Origin of the sequence: Haloarcula sediminis (assembly GCF_035656455.1) — an archaeon.
Lineage (GTDB): Archaea > Halobacteriota > Halobacteria > Halobacteriales > Haloarculaceae > Haloarcula > Haloarcula sediminis.
This window is the reverse complement of sequence record NZ_JAYMGA010000001.1, coordinates 462,715-480,607: the sequence shown is the minus strand read 5'-3', so window position 1 is coordinate 480,607 and position 17,893 is coordinate 462,715. Positions and strand designations below refer to the sequence as shown.

The 17,893-nt window shown below is 66.4% G+C and carries 17 protein-coding genes and 2 tRNA genes; 10 read left to right on the top strand and 9 right to left on the bottom strand.

Going from position 1 to position 17,893, the window contains the following annotated elements:
• Positions 1–46 precede the first annotated feature (46 nt).
• From VJ162_RS02530 to VJ162_RS02515, 4 genes are read right to left on the bottom strand one after another with little or no spacing between them, the layout of a single operon-like run.
• Positions 47–802, bottom strand: coding sequence for an ABC transporter ATP-binding protein (locus VJ162_RS02530; RefSeq protein WP_324662172.1), 756 nt, complete (start codon positions 800–802; stop codon positions 47–49).
• Positions 799–1,632 (bottom strand): ABC transporter ATP-binding protein, encoded by an 834-nt coding sequence (locus VJ162_RS02525; RefSeq protein ID WP_324662170.1) that lies wholly within the window; start codon positions 1,630–1,632, stop codon positions 799–801. Before VJ162_RS02525 ends, VJ162_RS02530 begins: the two co-directional genes overlap by 4 nt.
• On the bottom strand, positions 1,625–2,908 hold the full coding sequence (locus VJ162_RS02520) for a branched-chain amino acid ABC transporter permease (RefSeq protein WP_324662169.1): 1,284 nt from the start codon (positions 2,906–2,908) through the stop codon (positions 1,625–1,627). Before VJ162_RS02520 ends, VJ162_RS02525 begins: the two co-directional genes overlap by 8 nt.
• Positions 2,905–4,020, bottom strand: coding sequence for a branched-chain amino acid ABC transporter permease (locus VJ162_RS02515; protein ID WP_324662168.1), 1,116 nt, complete (start codon positions 4,018–4,020; stop codon positions 2,905–2,907). Before VJ162_RS02515 ends, VJ162_RS02520 begins: the two co-directional genes overlap by 4 nt.
• A gap of 259 nt (positions 4,021–4,279) precedes the next feature.
• Between VJ162_RS02515 and VJ162_RS02510 the strand changes: the two genes are divergently transcribed.
• From VJ162_RS02510 to VJ162_RS02500, 3 genes are all read left to right on the top strand, one after another.
• Positions 4,280–5,392 carry a helix-turn-helix transcriptional regulator gene (locus VJ162_RS02510; RefSeq protein ID WP_324662167.1) on the top strand — a complete coding sequence of 371 codons (1,113 nt, stop codon included), beginning with the start codon at positions 4,280–4,282 and terminating at the stop codon, positions 5,390–5,392.
• Positions 5,393–5,459: 67 nt separating this feature from the next.
• Positions 5,460–5,534 (top strand) — tRNA-Glu (locus VJ162_RS02505).
• Between the two features lie 144 nt (positions 5,535–5,678).
• Complete coding sequence (locus VJ162_RS02500) at positions 5,679–6,191, top strand: DUF21 domain-containing protein (RefSeq protein ID WP_324662166.1); 513 nt, start codon at positions 5,679–5,681, stop codon at positions 6,189–6,191.
• A gap of 77 nt (positions 6,192–6,268) precedes the next feature.
• Here VJ162_RS02500 and VJ162_RS02495 read toward each other — a convergent pair whose 3' ends face one another.
• From VJ162_RS02495 to VJ162_RS02480, 4 genes are all read right to left on the bottom strand, one after another.
• Positions 6,269–6,454: a DUF7576 family protein gene (locus VJ162_RS02495; protein WP_324662164.1), complete on the bottom strand. Its 186-nt coding sequence runs from the start codon at positions 6,452–6,454 to the stop codon at positions 6,269–6,271.
• A 125-nt stretch (positions 6,455–6,579) separates the two neighbouring features.
• Positions 6,580–7,761: a bifunctional sugar-1-phosphate nucleotidylyltransferase/acetyltransferase gene (glmU, locus tag VJ162_RS02490; protein WP_324662163.1), complete on the bottom strand. Its 1,182-nt coding sequence runs from the start codon at positions 7,759–7,761 to the stop codon at positions 6,580–6,582.
• 229 nt (positions 7,762–7,990) lie between these two features.
• Positions 7,991–8,065: transfer RNA gene (locus VJ162_RS02485), tRNA-Glu, on the bottom strand.
• Positions 8,066–8,176: 111 nt separating this feature from the next.
• The gene (locus tag VJ162_RS02480; RefSeq protein ID WP_324662162.1) at positions 8,177–10,141 is read right to left on the bottom strand and encodes a 3-hydroxyacyl-CoA dehydrogenase/enoyl-CoA hydratase family protein; all 1,965 of its coding nucleotides are present in this window, start codon (positions 10,139–10,141) and stop codon (positions 8,177–8,179) included.
• Between the two features lie 437 nt (positions 10,142–10,578).
• On the opposite strand from VJ162_RS02480, the gene cysE reads away from it, so the two are divergent.
• Both cysE and VJ162_RS02470 read left to right on the top strand, forming a co-directional pair.
• Positions 10,579–11,151 carry a serine O-acetyltransferase gene (cysE, locus tag VJ162_RS02475; RefSeq protein ID WP_324662161.1) on the top strand — a complete coding sequence of 191 codons (573 nt, stop codon included), beginning with the start codon at positions 10,579–10,581 and terminating at the stop codon, positions 11,149–11,151.
• A 32-nt stretch (positions 11,152–11,183) separates the two neighbouring features.
• Positions 11,184–11,804, top strand: a complete 621-nt coding sequence (locus VJ162_RS02470; RefSeq protein WP_324662159.1) for a DNA-3-methyladenine glycosylase family protein — start codon at positions 11,184–11,186, stop codon at positions 11,802–11,804.
• A gap of 17 nt (positions 11,805–11,821) precedes the next feature.
• Here the strand turns inward: VJ162_RS02470 and VJ162_RS02465 are convergent, their stop codons facing one another.
• On the bottom strand, positions 11,822–13,153 hold the full coding sequence (locus VJ162_RS02465; protein ID WP_324662158.1) for a RimK family alpha-L-glutamate ligase: 1,332 nt from the start codon (positions 13,151–13,153) through the stop codon (positions 11,822–11,824).
• A gap of 86 nt (positions 13,154–13,239) precedes the next feature.
• Between VJ162_RS02465 and VJ162_RS02460 the strand changes: the two genes are divergently transcribed.
• From VJ162_RS02460 to VJ162_RS02440, 5 genes are all read left to right on the top strand, one after another.
• Positions 13,240–14,274, top strand: coding sequence for a succinylglutamate desuccinylase/aspartoacylase family protein (locus VJ162_RS02460; protein WP_324662156.1), 1,035 nt, complete (start codon positions 13,240–13,242; stop codon positions 14,272–14,274).
• A gap of 110 nt (positions 14,275–14,384) precedes the next feature.
• A complete protein-coding gene (sdhC, locus tag VJ162_RS02455) occupies positions 14,385–14,780 on the top strand; it encodes a succinate dehydrogenase, cytochrome b556 subunit (RefSeq protein WP_262177707.1) in 396 nt (131 codons plus the stop codon).
• A complete protein-coding gene (locus tag VJ162_RS02450; protein ID WP_324662155.1) occupies positions 14,780–15,145 on the top strand; it encodes a succinate dehydrogenase hydrophobic membrane anchor subunit in 366 nt (121 codons plus the stop codon). Before sdhC ends, VJ162_RS02450 begins: the two co-directional genes overlap by 1 nt.
• The gene (locus VJ162_RS02445; protein ID WP_324662154.1) at positions 15,145–16,026 is read left to right on the top strand and encodes a succinate dehydrogenase/fumarate reductase iron-sulfur subunit; all 882 of its coding nucleotides are present in this window, start codon (positions 15,145–15,147) and stop codon (positions 16,024–16,026) included. Before VJ162_RS02450 ends, VJ162_RS02445 begins: the two co-directional genes overlap by 1 nt.
• 33 nt (positions 16,027–16,059) lie before the next feature.
• Positions 16,060–17,886 carry an FAD-binding protein gene (locus tag VJ162_RS02440; protein WP_324662153.1) on the top strand — a complete coding sequence of 609 codons (1,827 nt, stop codon included), beginning with the start codon at positions 16,060–16,062 and terminating at the stop codon, positions 17,884–17,886.
• Positions 17,887–17,893: the final 7 nt, after the last annotated feature.

The following is a 17,893-nucleotide window of genomic DNA, read 5'->3' as shown; positions in this document are numbered from 1 at the left end:
ATAGCGCCGACCCGGGTCGGCGCGTCCCGGTAAATCGCTACACGAATCACCCGCCGAGGAACTCCTGTCGGACGTCCTCGTCGGCAAGCAGCGTCTCGCCGGTGTCCTGATACCGGTTCTGTCCCTGGACGAGGACGTAGCCGCGGTCACAGCGGCGCAGGGCCTCCTTGGCGTTTTGCTCGACCATCATGACGGCCGTGCCGTCGTCGTTGATGCCGTCGATGCGGTCGAACATCTCCTCGACGAGGTCCGGCGCCAGCCCCGCCGACGGCTCATCGAGCAACAGCAGGTCCGGGTCGAGCATGAGCGCCCGCCCCATCGCGAGCATCTGCTGTTGGCCCCCCGAGAGCGTCCCGGCTTTCTGCGTGGCGCGCTCTTCGAGGATAGGGAACCGGTCGTAGACGGCATCGATTTGCTCTTCCGGCACCTCGTCGAGGATGTAGGCGCCCATCTCCAGGTTCTCCCGAACCGTGAGCTTGCCGAAGACGTTGTCGCTCTGTGGGACGTAGCCGATGCCCTCGTGGATGATCTGGTCGGGACGGCGCTGGCTGATATCCCGGCCGTCGAAGGTGACCGAACCGCCCATGTGCGTCGTCAGGCCGAAGACGGACTTCATGACGGTCGATTTGCCCGCGCCGTTTGGCCCGACGACGACGACGTACTCCTCCGCCCCGACGTCCATGTCGACGCCGTCGAGTACCTGCAGGTCCCCGTAGCCGGCGTCTAGGTCCCGGACCGCAAGCAGGCTCTCCTCGGGGTCACCGAGTGTCACGTCCGTCGACCGGCTGGCCTGCTGGCTCATACGTCACCTCCGAGGTACGCTTCGAGGACGCGGTCGTCTGACTGGATGGTGTCGGCGTCCCCCTCGGCGAGGACCTGTCCCTGATGCATGACGATGATGTGTTCGCAGTGTTCCATGATGACGTCCATGTCGTGTTCGACGAGGAGGAAGGTCAGCCCGTCCCGGCGGAGCCGGTCGATTCGGTCGAGCAGCTTCTCCTCCAGCGTCGGGTTCACCCCTGCGAGCGGTTCGTCGAGCAACACCATGTCGGGCTCCGTCGACAGCACGCGGGCCATCTCCAGCAGCTTCCGCTGGCCGCCCGACAGCGAGCCGGCGTTCTCGTGGGCGAGGTGCTCTATCTCGAAGAAATCGAGCGTCTCCCAGGCGTCCTCGACGACGGCGCGTTCGGCCTCCTGGACCCGCTCGCGGAGCCCCGGGAGGACGGCCCGGACAGCCGACTCGCCGCGCTGGCCCGGCGAGGCGAGCATGACGTTCTCAAGGACGGTCATCTCCGAGAGCTCCCGGGCTATCTGGAAGGTCCGAACCAGTCCCTGCCGGGCGAGCGTGTACGGCGCCAGGCCCGTCACGTCCTGCCCGTCGAAGCGGACGGTGCCGCCGGTCGGCTCGTGGATGCCCGTGATGCAGTTGAACGTCGTCGACTTCCCGGCGCCGTTTGGCCCGATGAGCCCCGTCAGGGAGCCGGGCGCGACGCCGAAGGAGGCCCCGTCGACGGCGGTGACGCCGCCGAAATCCTTGCGGAGCCCGTCGACCTCCAGCAGCGGCGCGTCCACGGCTTCGCTGGTCGTGGGCACCTCGGCGTCCGTAGCGGCTGTCCCGTCGGATTCACTCATCGTCACCACCCCCATCGGCCGCCTGTGGGCGCGTCAGATCGACGCTTGCGGCTGGTTCGTTCCGGTGCCCGAGCAGGCCCAGCGGCCGGCGCTGGATGATGTAGACGAGGACGACCCCGATGAGGACAAAGCGGAGGGTGCTGATGTTTGCGATGGTGTAGGCAAGCAGCGGGCCAGCGTCCAGCACGCCCAGCGCGGCGACGGCGTCGACGATGTTGCCTGGCGCCTGCCCGCCCAGTTGCGGGAAAAACTCCCCAAGACGGGCTGGCAGGTAAAAGAGCAGCGCCGAGAACGTCGCGGCCCCGAGGATGCTGCCCGTGTTCGAGCCCGCGCCGCCGATGATGAGGGCGGCGAAGACGTAGAACGTGATGCCGGGCCGGAACTGCGCCGGGCTAATGTAGCCCGCGCTCCCGCGGAACAAGGTGCCGGCCAGCCCCATCAGCGCACAGCCGATCATGAACGCCTTGATCTTGAACAGCCGGGTGTCTTTCCCGAGTGACTGGGCCACCTGCTCGTCTTCGCGGATGGCCTTCAGCACGCGTCCGAAGGGGGAGTCGACGAGCCGGGAGAGCACCCAGTAGCTCGCCACGACGAGCGCGAGCAAGACGAGCCCGTAAGCGAAGTTGACGAGGTTCGGCCCCGAGATGCCGGCTCCCTCGGCGGCCGCGACCAGCGGCGCGCCGGGGCCGTTGACGACGCCGGCGACGACGCCGGAGGGGGATTTGAACGAGATGCCGGTCGCGCCGCCGGTCCCGAGTTCGACGCCCCCGAGCACAACCTGTTCGACGCCCGACCAGTTGACGAACAGCCGGATTATCTCCGAGAGGGCGACGGTGACGATGGCCAGGTAGTCCGCCCGGAGCCGGAGGGCTGGGAGAGCGGCCAAGGCGCCGACGATGGCGGCCATCACCATCCCGCCCGGAATGCCGACCCACAGCGGCAGCCCCAGGCCAGCCACAGCCCCCGCAGCGGGGTCGGGGGGCGCCGTCAGGATCGCCGTCGTGTACGCGCCCACGGCCATGAACCCCGCGACGCCGATATTGAACAGCCCGGTGTACCCCCACTGGAGGTTCAGCGCCAGCGTCAGCAGGGCGAAAGCGCCTATGAGGACGGTCACGCTGCTGACGAACCCGGCCGCGAGGTTCGGCGCCTGCTGGCCGCCGACAAGCGCCGCGAACAGCCCCAACAAGAGCCAGATACCGGCGATAAACAGGGCGACCAGGGCGTAGTCGGGGAGCGCTGCCACCCTGTCACGGACTTCGCTGGCGGTGCTCACGCCGTACTCACCCCGCCGAAGAGACCGGACGGTCGAAGCAACAGGACGGCGATGAGGACGGCGAACGCGGCCGCGCGGCTCAGTCCCGACGGGAGCCAGATGAGCGCCAGACTGTCGACCAGCCCGATGAGGACGCCACCGGCCATCGCGCCGTAGATTGAGCCGATACCGCCGACGATGACCGCCGCGAAGATGAGCAAGAGGAGAATCCAGCCGAAGTTAAACGAGATAGTGCCGCTTTCGAGGACGAGCAGGAACCCCCCGATACCGGCCAGGGCGCCGCCGAGAATCCAGGTGAGCCGGACGACCCGCTCTGCCGGGATACCGGTCACACGCGCGAGGTCCTCGTTGTCCGCCATCGCCCGCATCGCCTTGCCGAGCTTGGTCCGCTGGAGCAAGAGGTGGACCCCGAGCATCAGCGTCACGCTGACGACCAGCAGGGCGATCTCGTTGTCCGTGACGGACAGCCCGGGGATCACCTGGAAGCGGGCACCGCTGGAGGCGACGCCGCTGGTCTGGGTCCCGAAGACGAAGGCGATGAGATATCGCAGGGCGAGCGCGACGCCGATGGAGGCGATGAGCAGGGAGATGTTGTCCGACCCGCGCATCGGGCGGTAGGTGAGACGGTCGACGACGAGGACGACGCCGACGGTACCGGCGCCGGCGACGACAAGCCCGACTACCACCGGCGCGAACGCCGAAACGACGCTGAGTTGCTGGTCCGTATCGAACAGAAACAGGTCGGCGAAGGCCGCGCCGCTGCCGAGGCCGGCGACGGTGTACGCTGCTACCCACCCCAGGAACGCCCCGACGGTGACGGTGTCGCCGTGGGCGAAGTTCGCGAAGTCGAGGATGCTGTAGGTCATCGACAGGCCGATGCCGGCCAGGCCGACGGCCAACCCGACCAACAGCCCGTCGACCACCATCGAGAGAAGGGAGCCGACTGTGAGCGACCCCCCGATCACGCGGAAGCCGAAGGCTAACACAGTCGTCCCGGTCAGCTTGACTATCAGGTCTGCGACCAGATACACCAGTGCAGCGGCGACGACGCTGGCACCCGACAGCCCGCCGGAGAGCTGTCGCCTGCTAGATAGTGACTCACTAATGCCCATTGGTTACGCGTGGTTCATCGCCAGACCATAAATAAGGCTCCGGTGTTTGCCGGTTCCCCTCGGTCAGGAACGGACCACCGAGCCGGTGTGTGGCTGGGCCGACCAACTGAACCGTTAGAGAGGGACGTTTCCGAGCAGGAGCCAAACGGCGGTCCGGCCCCACACGTAGTCGGGAAATCGACAGACATCGTCCGGATAGCGTGCCATTAAATGGTCAATTCACAGTGCTTTTATGCTGTGGTTGGCTCTTACGATGTAGATGTCCCGCGCGGTGGTCGCCACGCTCGCCGCTGTCCTGCTGGTCGTCAGCCTCTTTGTCTCACCGGCAGTGGCCGCACCGGGCGCTGACCGGCTGCAGACGCCCGACAGGTTCGATACGACGACGTTCCGCGTCGAACTCCACGAGAACGGGTCGGCCACATGGACGATAGAACACTACCAGCCCCTAGATACGGGGACCGACAACGAAACCGAACAGTTCCGGGCCTACGCCGCGAACTTCGAGGACAACGAGACAGCGCTGTACCGGAACTTCGTCGCCGACGCCGAGACTCTCACTCGGGTCGGGACGAACGAGACCGACCGACAGATGGACGCCCGGAACTTCGAGCGGTCGGCCGGCGTCGAACCGGTTCAGGAGCGGGGCGCGGTCCGGATGACGTTCCTGTGGACGAACTTCGCGCAGGTGTATGACCGCCGCGTCGTGGTCAGCGACGTGTTCGCCGGCGAGTTCTACCTGGGCGACGGGCAGCGGATGGTGTTCGAACACGACACGTCGATGGTGTTCACCGCAGCCGAGCCCGGCCCGGACTCCCTGAGCGCCCCGGACTCCCTGGCCGAGAGCCAGTCGATAACCTACAACGGCGAACAGCTGTTCCCGGATAACCGCCCGTACGTCGAGTTGGGCCCGCCCGGCGCCCAGACCACGGGGACCCCCACCACGACGCCCGGGACGGCCGCCGGTGAGAACATGTGGCGGTTCGCTCTCCTGCTCGCCGTCATCGCGCTGGGCGCGGTGGCCGCCGCAGCCTGGCGATCCGGGGCCGCGGGCGCAGTACTGGGCGGCGACGACGGCGACAGTGGCGCCACGGCGGAGTCGGCGACCGACTCGGCGTCAGACACCGCCATCGAGGAGCCGGCACTGCTCGACGACGACGACCGCGTCATCAAGCTGCTGGAGGAAAACGGCGGCCGGATGAAACAGGTCGACATCGTCGAGACGACCGACTGGTCCAAATCCAAGGTCAGTATGCTCCTCTCGGACATGGAGGAAGCGGGCGACATCAGCAAACTCCGGGTGGGCCGGGAGAACATCATCAGCCTCGCCGGCGAGGAGCCCGACGCGGCCGGCTCCCCCTTCGACGAGGAATGAGAAACCCACACAGGGCGGTTCCGAAACGGAATCGTTAAACGTTCCTCCTCCCTTGATCTCAATGTACGCTCTGGTGGTGTAGTCCGGCCAATCATATCACCCTCTCACGGTGATGACCAGGGTTCGAATCCCTGCCGGAGCATTCTTCGACGAGCAAACCCGCGAGCTACCGCTGTGACTGCAAGTCCGAGTCCCCGAGGCGGTCGATTTCACTGCCGGCGTCGTTTTAGCAGCCACCTACCGACCAGAGCGGCGGTTCTTTCACGGGTGATGCCGGACCACGGGTATGGCTATTCCGCTCGTGCCGACGCTCGTCGGTATCGTCGCACTGCTTGGCTGTAGCGCCTTCTTTTCCAGCAGCGAGACAGCGCTGTTCTCACTCTCGCGGGAGTGGGTGGCCGAGGCGGCGGAGACCGACCGACGCGGGGCCGCCCTCGCGGACGTGCTTGACGACCCCCACAGGCTCCTGGTCACACTGCTGGTCGGGAACAACGTCGTCAACATCACACTGTCGAGCCTGCTGACGGCATTGCTCGTCGACCGACTCGACCCGGGGCTGGCCGTCGTCGCCACGACCGTCCTCGCCAGTACGGTTATCCTGATCGCGGGGGAGATAATCCCCAAGTCCTACGGGCTGGGCCACGCACAGACGTTCGCGCTGACCGTCGTCCGGCCCCTGCGGTACGTGAGTCTCCTGCTGTATCCGGTCGTGGCCGTCTTCGACCTGCTGACCAGAACCTTCTCGGACAGAATCGGGGGCCAGCAGTCGATCGAGCGGACCTACGACGAAGTCGAGTGACACGACGGGCGGGAGAGCGGCTCAGTTCGCCCGTGTCGGCACGGCCGATAGTAGAAGTGGAGAAAAGCGAGCCGGCGTCAGGCACCGTCCCACGACGCGCGACAGTCGTCGTCACAGAAATGTGCCGTCTCGACGCTGTTGTCCGCTATCCACGTTACCACACGGTGTGTCACTTCGTTGGCTATGGCGGTGTCACACACCGCACAGTTTGGGGCGTCCTCCTCGTCGATATCTTCCTGGTGGTCCGATGTCGGGTCGACCATCTTACCGAAGCGTTGTCGTCACCCTACTTAATCTCACATACTCGCCGCCGAGAAGCCATCGCCCACGCAAGCGTCCGAGCGCCCCGTCAGGTCGCCTCGCTCCGAGACACTGTCGTTCGTCCCCGCTACCGGTCTCTCGTCACGCTCTCTCCGGGCGTCGTCGTCGCGCCGGCCGAGAGCACGACGCCGGCGTTCAGGCTGGTGTTGATAGCCGTCCGAACGCCGTCGCCGGCGACGATGCCGAACTTTCGTCGTCCCGTCGAGACGCGGTCGCCCTTGACCGTTACTTTCACCGGCTCGCCGTCGTGGCGGAGGTTCGCAACCTGCGTGCTCGCGCCGAGGTTCACGTCGGTTCCCAGCACGCTGTCGCCGATGTAGGAGACGTGTGGGACGTTCGAGTCGGCCATCACGACGCTGTTCTTTACCTCGACGCCGTGGCCGACGTGGGTGTCCTCGCCCAGCACCGTCGCGCCCCGGATGTAGGCGTTCGGGCCGACCGTCGCGCCCGACCGGACCAGCGCCGGCCCCTCGATGACGACGCCGGGCTCGATTACCGCCCCCTTCTCGACGACGACATCGCCGCACAGGTCGGCATCGCCCCGTACCTCGCCGTCGATGCGGCGCTCCAGTTCGCCGACTTTCCACTCGTTGGCTTCCAGCAGCTCCCAGGGCCGACCCACGTCGAGCCAGCGGTCGACCTCGACGGCGGTCACGTCGTAGGCCTCGATGACCTGCGTGACGACATCGGTTATCTCCCGTTCGCCCCGCTCGCTCAGCTCGACGTCGAGCCACTCGCGGGCCTCGTCCGGGAAGACGTACGCGCCGGCGTTGGCGAGCTGGGTGGGGGGGTCCGCCGGTTTCTCGATGATGGCGGTGACCCGGTCGCCGTCGGTCGAGAGGACGCCGTAGTTCGACGGGTCCGGAACCGAGTAGGCCGCGATGGAGGGCGCCGCGTCGAAGAGTTTCGAGAGGCTCGCCTCGTCATAGAGGTTGTCGCCGTTCAACACCGCAAATGGGCCGTCGAGATGCTCGCTCGCCGCGTCGACGGCGTCAGCAGTGCCCAGTTGCTCCTCCTGAACGGCAAACTCCACCGGGACGCCGCCGTAGCTGTCGCCGAAGTACTCGCGAACGGCGTCGGCCTCGTAGCCGACGACGAAGACGAGTTCTTCCGCACCGGCCGCGATAGCCGTGTCAGCAGTGTGTGCGACCAGCGGGCGGTCGGCCACGGGGAGCATCGGTTTCGGCGTGTTCTCTGTCAGCGGACGCATCCGCGTCCCCTCGCCGGCGGCGAGTACGACTGCTTGCATACTCGGAGTCTCTCGCGGCCCCCGAAAATAGCTACCGCTGTGGCATTGGTTCTCATGTTCGTACGGTCGACGGAGCGCCGAAAGAAGCAGAGCGGACGCTTCCGAGTTTGTTCGCCGCAGTAATGTGCTCGGTCAGGGATTTGAACCCGATGCAAACGCTCGCTGTCGTTCGCGTTTCCGTGATTCAAATCCCCGACGCTCCGCTTATCACTCACTCCGTTCGTGAAAATGCTCGGTCAGGGATTTGAACCCTGGTCCTCGGCTCGAAAGGCCAAGATGATTGGCCGGACTACACCAACCGAGCGTACTTCCGGATTTCGAGTGCACCAATTTAACCCCATCGAATTCTCCACTACCTGTGGTGCGGTGACACGGGCCGACGGCCGTGCCCTGTGGAGGTCAGACGGTCCCGGAGCTACTTCCCTTCGAACTCGGGGTCGCGGTCCTCGGCGAAGGCGGTCAGGCCCTCCATGAGGTCCTCGGTCGCAAACAGGTGACCGAAGGCCTGTGACTCGATCTCCAGACCGGCGTCCTCGTCGACGCGGCCCGCGTGCATCGCGCGCTTCGTGAAGTCCATCGCGATGGGTGGCCCAGCGGCGAGGTCCCGGGCCAGCTCCGTGGCGCTGTCGAGCAGGTCGTCGCTGGTCGTGACCTCGTTGAGGAACCCGTAGTCGGCCATCTCCTCGGCGTCGTAGCGCTCGGCGGTGAAGATAATCTCCTTGGCCCGGCCCTCGCCGACGATGTTGGCCAGCCGCTGGGTGCCGCCCCAGCCGGGCAGCAGGCCGAGGTCGTGTTCGGGCTGGCCGAACTGCGAGCTCTCGGAGGCGACGCGCATGTCGGCGGCGGTGGCCAGTTCCATCCCGCCGCCGAGCGTGTAGCCGTCGATGCCGGCGACGACGGGCATCGGGGAGTCTTCGAGCTTGCCGAAGGTCTCCTGACCCGTCTTCGAGAGTTCGACGCCGTCGAGCGTCGTCGCGTTCGTCGCGGCCGACTGGACGTCGGCGCCGGCGGAGAACGCGCGGTCGCCGGCGCCGGTCAGCAGGATAGAGCGCACGTCGTCGTCCTCGTCGAGCCGGTCGATGGCGTCGGCGAGTTCGTCCAGCATCTCGGAACTGACCGTGTTCATCCGGTGGGGGCGGTCGAGTTCGATGTGGCCGACGTTGCCCTCCAGCCGCTCGACGTTGATGGTGTCGTAACTGACCTCGCCCCCGCCGTCGTCACCGTAGAAGCCGCCCTCGGCCGCGGCGTCGGCCAGGCCGTCCGAGACCTCGTAGCGCTCCGCCTCAGTCTGGTCGTACACCTCGGCGAGTGTCTCGACGAGCGTGTCCAGGCCGGCTTTATCCGCCAGCTTCGCGGGCCCCTCGGGGAAGCCGCCACCGAGCATGACCGCTTCGTCGATGTCGGCGACGGGCGCCACGTCGTTCTCGACGAGCTTGCCCGTCTCGTTGGCCATCACGGCGAGCAGTCGGTTTTTGACTTCCTCGCTGGACTGGTCCCGCGGGATGTCGGCGCCGCCGTCCTCGTAGTCGTAGAAGCCCTCGCCTGACTTCTTGCCGAGCTTCTCGTCTTCGACCTTCGCTTCGAGCAGCGGGCAGGGGTCGTAGGCCTCGCCCAGCGTCTCGTGCATGTACTCTAAGACGTGCAGGCCAACGTCGTTACCGACCTGGTCTGAGAGTTCGAGCGCGCCCATCGGCAGCCCGATGTCGAACTTCGTCGTCGAGTCGACCTCGGCGATGGATGCCACGTCGTCGTGGACGAGCCAGCAGGCCTCGTTCATCAGCGGGACGAGGATGCGGTTGACGATGAACCCCGGCGAGTCCTTGCGCACGCGAACGGGGGTCTTGTCGAACTCCTCGGCGAGTTCCTCGATGGTCTCAAGCGTCTCGTCGCTGGTGTGTGCGCCGGTGATGACCTCGACGAGCTGCATCCGTACCGGCGGGTTGAAAAAGTGCATCCCGCAGAACTGCTCCGGGCGGTCGGTCACCTCCGAGAGCTCGGTGATCGAGAGACTGGAGGTGTTCGTCGCGAAGATAGCATCCTCGGGGGCGTGCTGCTCGACGTCGGTGTAGACGTCCTTCTTTATCTCCATCTTCTCGGGGACGGCCTCGACGACGACGTCGGCCTCGCCTACGGCGTCCTCGACGTCGACCAGCGGCGTGACGCGGTCGAGCGCCGCGTCGGCCTCCTCCGTGGTGAGGCGGTCTTTCTCGGCCAGTTTGTTCAGCGACCACTCGATGTTGTCGTAGCCGTCCTGGACGAACTCCTCTTTGATGTCGCGCATCCGGACCTCGTAGCCCGAAAGCGCGGCCACTTCGGCGATGCCGTGACCCATGTTGCCCGCGCCCAGCACCGCGACCGTCTCGATGTCCTCGAAATCCATGACATATGTCCCCACTGGCGGCCGACGTTTCAACGTTTCTCTCCCCGAAAAACCGCCCCCGAGTTTATCCGGCGTTACCGCCGTGAGGCGACGATATTCACGCGCCAGAGCCAGTCTTCCCGCTCCGCCCACCGGCCCTGTCCTCGCGGGTGATGGGTACCCGGCGGCTACCTAAGCACGCTGGACTCCCCGTCCGTTTATCGACCGTCGGCCCCTACTCGACAGCGGTCACGAGATAGATATCGAGTCGCTCCCAAGTCGGTTCAGTCCCGCTGTGTTTAAGCCCGTCCGGCGGGGATTTTCGGTATGACCGGTGGGAGACATCTCTCGCCCGCTCGGATCGGCAGCCAACGGCGCCGCGCGGAGTCGCGTCGCTGTTGTTGTGGCGCAGTTTGCTACCGATAGCACCGCTGTCGATTGCCCCCACCGACTCCACGATGTTCGAAACACTCAGAGACGACGTTCGCACGGCGCTGGCCAAGGACCCCGCAGCGACCAGCGTCGCAGCCGTCGTCCTCACGTATCCCGGCCTACACGCCGTCTGGCTGTACCGCTTCGCCCACGCGCTGTGGGTTCGCAACTACGAGTTTGCCGCCCGGCTCGTCGCCCACGCCGGCCGCTTTCTCACGGGCGTCGAGATACACCCCGGCGCCGACGTCGGCGACCGGCTGTTCATCGACCACGGGATGGCCACCGTCGTCGGCGAGACGTCCGTCATCGGCGACGACGTGCTGTTGTACCACGGCGTCACACTCGGTGGGAAGTCCATGCGCCGGGAGAAGCGCCACCCGACGCTCGAAGACGGCGTCACTGTCGGCGCCAACGCCACGCTCATCGGTCCGGTCACCGTCGGCGAGAACGCGACGGTCGGTGCGGGGGCCGTCGTCGTCGACGACGTGCCCCCTGAGACGACAGTCGTCGGCAACCCCGCACGCCCCCTCGACGAGCGGGACGCCGAGGCCGAGGAACGGCAGGCCGCTGTGACGGACGGCAGCTGCGCGGACGGGTAAATTCATCACCCGCGGTCCGCTACCGGGCAGCGATGACGGACTCGCCCCACAGCGTCCTCCGCGAGGACCCCGACATCGGACCGCTCGTCTCCGCACACGGCGAACTCACGCTCGACCCAGCCGATGACCTCTTCCAGCGGCTGGTCGTCTCTATCTGCCGCCAGCAGGTCTCGATGGCGTCGGCCGCGGCCACCCGCGACCGGCTGTTCGACGCCGTCGAGGTGACGCCGGCGGGCGTTCTGGCGGCCGACGACGCGGTGTTGAAAGACGCGGGCCTCTCCCGACAGAAGACCCGTTACGTCAACGAGGTCGCGGCGGCCTTTGAGGAGCATGGCTACTCTCTCGACTACTTCGCGGAGAGAAGCGACGACGAGGTCCGCGCGGAACTTACGGCCATCACCGGCGTCGGCGAGTGGACCGCGAACATGCAACTCCTGTTCGCGCTGGGCCGCGAGGACGTCTTCCCCGTCGGTGACCTTGGCGTCCGAAAGGGCTTCTCGAACGTTGTCGGCGAGGGGTACAGCCGCTCGGAGATGCGCGAGTACGCACAGCGGTGGGCGCCGTACCGCAGCTACGCGACGCTGTATCTCTGGCGGGCCGAGGAAGACATCGCCGAGAGCGTGGCGGAGGTGACCGACGGACACGACAAGTGACGAAGCGTCCCGACGCGTTACTCCTCGGTGTCGACCTCGCGGTCGGCGTCGGCCCGGTGGTTCACGTCGACCTGATAGTTCTTGAGGATGTCACGCCCGAGCAGGACGGGATAGTCCATGTGCGAGCGGTCCTCGACGCTCGCGGGGACGGTGTGTTGGGTGCCGCCCAGCCCGACCACCACGTCGACGACCGGCCGCGAGCGGCCCGATTTGACGCTTCCGGACTTGATTTTCACGATGTCGAGGATGGGCCCGGTCCCGATTTCGGCGGCGAGTTCGGCGTCGATGCTGGTGCGGGTCGCGCCGGTGTCTGACTTGGCGAGGACGGTCTTGTTACCCCTGGTGCCGGAGACGACGACCTCCTCGATGTAGCCGACGACGACGTTTTCGGCGCGCTTCTGTGTGGGTTTGGGCGGCATCGCGGCGGGTCGGGAGTCGTCGAGCCGGTCGGAGAGGCGCTCGACCTCGCTGTCGGGGACGCTGCCGCCGGCCCGCTCGATTGCCCGCTGTGCGATGTAGGGCGCGGGCGAGACGCCGCTGGCCGCGAACAGCCCGCGAAAGCCCGCCGTCGGGTTGACCTCCAGGACGTGGTAGCCGTCCTCGCCCTGGACGATGTCTACGCCGGCGTAGTCCAGCCCGATGGCGTCGACGGATTCGAGCGCTATCCGCTGTACTTCCGCCGGCAACTGCCCGGTCATGTCCTCGACCTCGCCGCCCAGCGCGACGTTGGTCCGCCACTCCCCCTCCGGCGCGTAGCGGTTCATCGCGCCGACGATGCGGTCGCCGACGACGTACACCCGGAGGTCGTGGTGGCGTCCCTCGTCGTGGTCGAGAAACTCCTGGAGGAACGCGTGGCGGTCGCCGACCTGCGCGTTGACCGGGTCGTCGAGTTCGACCATCCACGTGCCGCCGCCGTGGGTGCCGATAGCGGTCTTGTACACCGCCCGCTCACCGAACTGCGCGCGCTCCTCGTTGAGCCGCTCGTTCGAGAGTGCGAGGACGGCGTCGGGAATCGGAACGCCGGCCTCCGCAAGGGCGGCGGCGCTCGCGAACTTGTGCAGCGCCGTGGTCGCCGCTATTGGCTCGTTGAGCATCGGCACGAAGTTGTTGAGCGTCAGCGCGAGCCCGACCCCCTCCATGGGGTGTTCGTCGTTCGAGAGCAACAGTCGGTTGGCGATGACGTCTACCTCCGGTTCCAGCGCCATGCTCCCCGCGGTGGCTCGAACGGTCGTGTTCTCCGTTCGGAGCCACGCCGTGTCGTAGCCAAGCTCGTCAGCGGCGTTGAGAATCGCCTTCGTCTCTTTGCTCGAGTGGAGACTCAACACGCCGACAGTGATGTCGTCCGTCATTGACCGCTAGTTCCGGCGTTGACACGAAAGGTCTGGCGGGTTCGCCGTCCGGAGGTTTATATAGCCTCTGTCACAGTTGTAGCTGCATGAACGAGGCCGAGCCGTTCACGTACGACGGGGGGCGGGTCGACCCGGGCGAGACGCAAAACGTCCGGTACACCGTCAGCGAGACGTATCTCGGTGACCCCGTGCGGATGCCCGTGACCGTCATCAACGGGGCACGACCGGGGCCGACGGGTTTTCTCTCGGCAGCGGCCCACGGGGACGAACTCAACGGCATCGAGGTCGTCCGCGAGGTCGCCCACGAGTGGGACCTGGGGGAACTCGCGGGCACGCTCGTCTGTCTCCCCGTGTTGAACGTGCCCGCCTTCCTCGCACAGGAGCGGTATCTCCCCATCTACGACCGCGACCTCAACCGGTCGTTCCCGGGGAACCCGGACTCGACGAGCGCAAAGCGGATGGCCCACCGGATCTTCCGGAACTTCGTCGCCCCGTGTGACTTCGGGCTGGACTTCCACACCTCGACGCGGGGGCGAACGAACACGCTGCACGTCCGGGCCGACATGGACGACGGGCCCGTCGCCCGCGTCGCGAACGCCTTCGCGTCGAACGTCATCATCTCCTCTGAGGGACCAAGCGGCTCGCTCCGCCGGGAAGCGAGCGCCCAGGGGACCCCGACCATCACTATCGAGATGGGGGAGGCCCACCGGTTCCAGCGACAGCTCATCGACAGCGCCTTAGACAGCGTCCGGTCGGTGCTGGCGGAGTTCGAGATGCTGGACTCCGAGGTCGTCAGCTGGCCGGGCTGGCGCACCGTCATCGAGAACTCCGACGAGAAGACCTGGATTCGGGCCGACGCCGGCGGGCTCGTGGACATGCACCACGAGCGGGGCGGGCTCGTCTACGAGGGCGAAACCATCTGTACTATCGCGAACCCGTTCAAAACCGACAGTACGACCGTCACAGCGCCCTTTACCGGGCTGCTCGTCGGCGTGCTGGAGAACCCGCTGGTCTATCCCGGCAACCCGCTGTGCCATCTGGTTCACCTCGACGACCGGACCCTGCGGGCGTTCGAACGGAGCCGCGAGGCGCCGGTGTGGGACGCCACTCCGGCCGGCTGAAGGGCCGACCCGCCCGCGCCCCGGGCTTCCGGTAGCGTCGCCGACGGCGGATTCCGGCGAAGGACAGTTGCGGTAGTAACTACTATCTGTCCCCGGACTAACCCCCCTGTATGAGTCAGTCTTACAACCGTGGCTCCGTCGAGGACTTCGGGCGGTGGCGGGAGTTCTCGGCCGGGATGTGGGCCTGGATCTTCCACAAGTTCACCGGCTGGGTGCTCGTGGGCTATCTGTTTACCCACATCGCCGTCCTGAGTACCTCGCTTGGGGGCGCCGACATGTACACAAACACGCTACAGGGGCTCGAAGCCCTGCTCGTCGTCCGGTTCCTCGAAGTCGGTCTGCTGGCAGTCGCCGTCTTCCACATACTGAACGGCGTCCGGCTGCTGATGGTCGACCTCGGCGTCGGGCTGGAGGCACAGGACAAGAGCTTCTACGCGTCGATGGTGCTGACCGGCGCCATCACCGTCGCGAGCATTCCGACCTTCCTCGGGGGGCCGCTGGTCTAATGGCCGAACACTACTCCTCCTTCGAGCGGGGCGGTCGCCGCTGGCTGCTCCAGCGGCTGACGGCCGTCTTCCTCATCGGCGTGCTGGCCTTCCACTTCCTGTTGCTGCACTTTGCCAACCACGCGGCAGACATCACCTTCGCCGGCACGCAGGCGCGGATGAGCCAGGTCGGCTACTTCGCGACGATGTGGCTGTTCCTGGTGACCGCGACGTTCCACGGCGTCAACGGGGTCTACAACGCCCTCGTCAACCAGGGTATCGAAGGCACGCAGAAGAGCGCTGTCAAGTGGGTGCTGGTCGTCGCCGGACTGCTGCTCGTCGCACAGGGAACGCGAGTCGCACTCGCCATGAACGGGTTGCTATAATGAGTACAATAGAACAACAGGAGACCGAAACCGAAGAACAGGCCGAAAACCAGACGGTCGAGTCGCCGGGCGAGCGCCGCCGCGCCGAAAAGCGCGAACGGGAGGCCGAACGCCAGGCCCAGCGCGAGGCCGAGGAGGCGAGTCTGGACGACGAGGAGACCATCCTCCTCAAGGTGTTCCGCTACGACCCGGAGGTCGAAGGGAAGCAAGAACCCCGCTTCGACGACTTCCAGGTCCCGTTCCACAAGGGGATGACTGTCCTTGACGCCCTTATCTACGCCCGGGACAAGTACGACTCCTCGCTTACCTTCCGACACTCCTGTCGGCAGGCCGTCTGTGGCTCCGACGCCCTCTTCGTCAACGGGCGCCAGCGTCTGGGCTGTAAGACGCAGATGGCCGACCTCGAATCGCCGGTCCGCATCGAACCGCTCCCCCACCAGGAGGTCGTCAAGGACCTCGTCGTGGACATGGAGCACTTCTACGACCAGATGCACGCCGTCGAACCCTATTTCGACGCCGACGAGCTCCCCGAGGACGGCCTCGAAGAGCAGCGCCAGACCCGGGAAAACCGCGAGAAAGTGAAGATGTCGACGCGGTGTATCTGGTGTGGCGCCTGCATGTCCTCGTGTAACATCGCCGCCGGCGACAACGAGTATCTCGGCCCCGCGGCCATCAACAAGGCCTACCGCTTCGCGATGGACGAACGCGAGGGCGCCGAACGCAAGCAGGAGCGCCTGCGTATCATCGAGCAGGAACACGGCGTCTGGCGGTGTCAGACCCAGTTCTCCTGTACCGAGGTGTGCCCGAAGGACATCCCGCTGACCGAGCACATCCAGGAGCTGAAACGCGAGGCAGTCAAGAACAACCTCAAGTTCTGGTAGTCCTAAGGACCCCCAGAGAACCTTTACCATACAATGTACGAACACGACGTCATCGTGGTCGGCGCGGGCGGCGCCGGCCTCCGAGCGGCTATCGCAGCGGACGAGGAGGGGGCCGACGTGGCCCTCGTGACCAAACTGCATCCGGTTCGCAGCCACACGGGCGCGGCCGAGGGCGGCATCAACGCTGCGCTCCGGGAGGGCGACTCCTGGGACCTGCACGCCTACGACACCATCAAGGGAGCCGACTATCTGGCCGACGCGCCGGCCGTCGACACCTTCGCTAAATCGGCACCCGAGGAGGTCATCCAGATAGAACACTGGGGGATGCCCTTCTCCCGTGAGGACGACGGCCGCGTCTCCCAGCGTCCCTTCGGCGGGATGTCGTTCCCGCGGACCACCTACGCCGGCGCCGAGACCGGCCACCACCTGCTGCATACGATGTACGAGCAGGCGGTCAAACGCGGCATCGAGGTGTACGACGAGTGGTACGTCACCAACCTCGCGGTGACCGACCACGAAGACCCCGAGGACCGCGAGTGCCACGGCTGTGTCGCCTACGACATCAAGTCCGGCGAGATCCACGGCTTCCGCGCGAACAACGGCGTCATCCTCGCAACCGGCGGGCTCGGGCAGGCCTTCGACCACACCACCAACGCCGTCGCCAACACCGGCGACGGCTGTGCGATGGCCTACCGCGCCGGCGCCCCGATGGAAGACATGGAGATGATCCAGTTCCACCCGACGACGCTCCCCTCCACCGGAGTGCTCATCTCCGAGGGGGTCCGCGGCGAGGGCGGCATCCTCTACAACGGGGAGGAAGAGCGGTTCATGTTCGAGTACGGCTACGCGAACAACGACGGCGAGCTCGCCTCGCGCGACGTGGTCTCCCGGGCCGAGCTCACCGAGATAAACGAGGGCCGCGGCATCAACGACGAACACGTCGACCTCGACATGCGCCACCTGGGCGAGGAGCGCATCCTCGACCGGCTGGAGAACATCCTCCACCTCGCGGAGGACTTCGAGGGCGTCGACGGGCTGGACGAGCCGATGCCGGTAAAGCCCGGCCAGCACTACGCCATGGGCGGTATCGAGTGCGACGAGAACGGCGAGACCTGTATCGACGGGCTCTACGCCGCCGGCGAGACCGCGTGTGTCTCGCTGCACGGCGCGAACCGCCTGGGTGGAAACGCCCTGCCGGAACTGCTCGTCTTCGGCGCCCGCGCCGGCTGGCACGCCGCCGGCAAGGACATGAAAAAGGCCGAGATCGGTACCGGCCCCTCCGCCAAGAGCGAAGACGGCGCGGTCCAGCCGCCGGTCGAGCCGGGTGCCATCGACGCGGGCAGTGAGGACGTCGTCGCCGACGGCGCCGCGGTCGAACCCACCGCAGTCATCGAGAACGCCGTCGACAACGAGCGCGAACGCATCGAGACGCTGCTGGAGGACGACGGCATCAACCACGCGAACGTCCGCGCGGACGTCCAGGAGACGATGACGGAGAACGTCAACGTCTTCCGGGAGGAAGAGAGCCTCGAGGACGCGCTGCGTGACATCCGCAAGGCCCGCGAAGCCTACGAGGACGTGGCCGTCTCGGACCCCTCGCGAACCTACAACACCGACCTCATCCACACCATCGAGACGCGCAACATCCTCGACGTGGCCGAGGCCATCACGCTCGGTGCGCTGGCCCGCGAGGAGTTCCGCGGCGCCCACTGGCGCGCGGAACACCAGGAGCGCAAAGACGACGAGTGGATAAAGCACACGATGCTCGCCTGGAACGACGGCACGCCGGAGCTGTACTACAAGCCCGTCGAGCTCGAAGGCGACGAAGAGACCTACGAACCGAAAGAGCGCAGCTACTAACCCACGT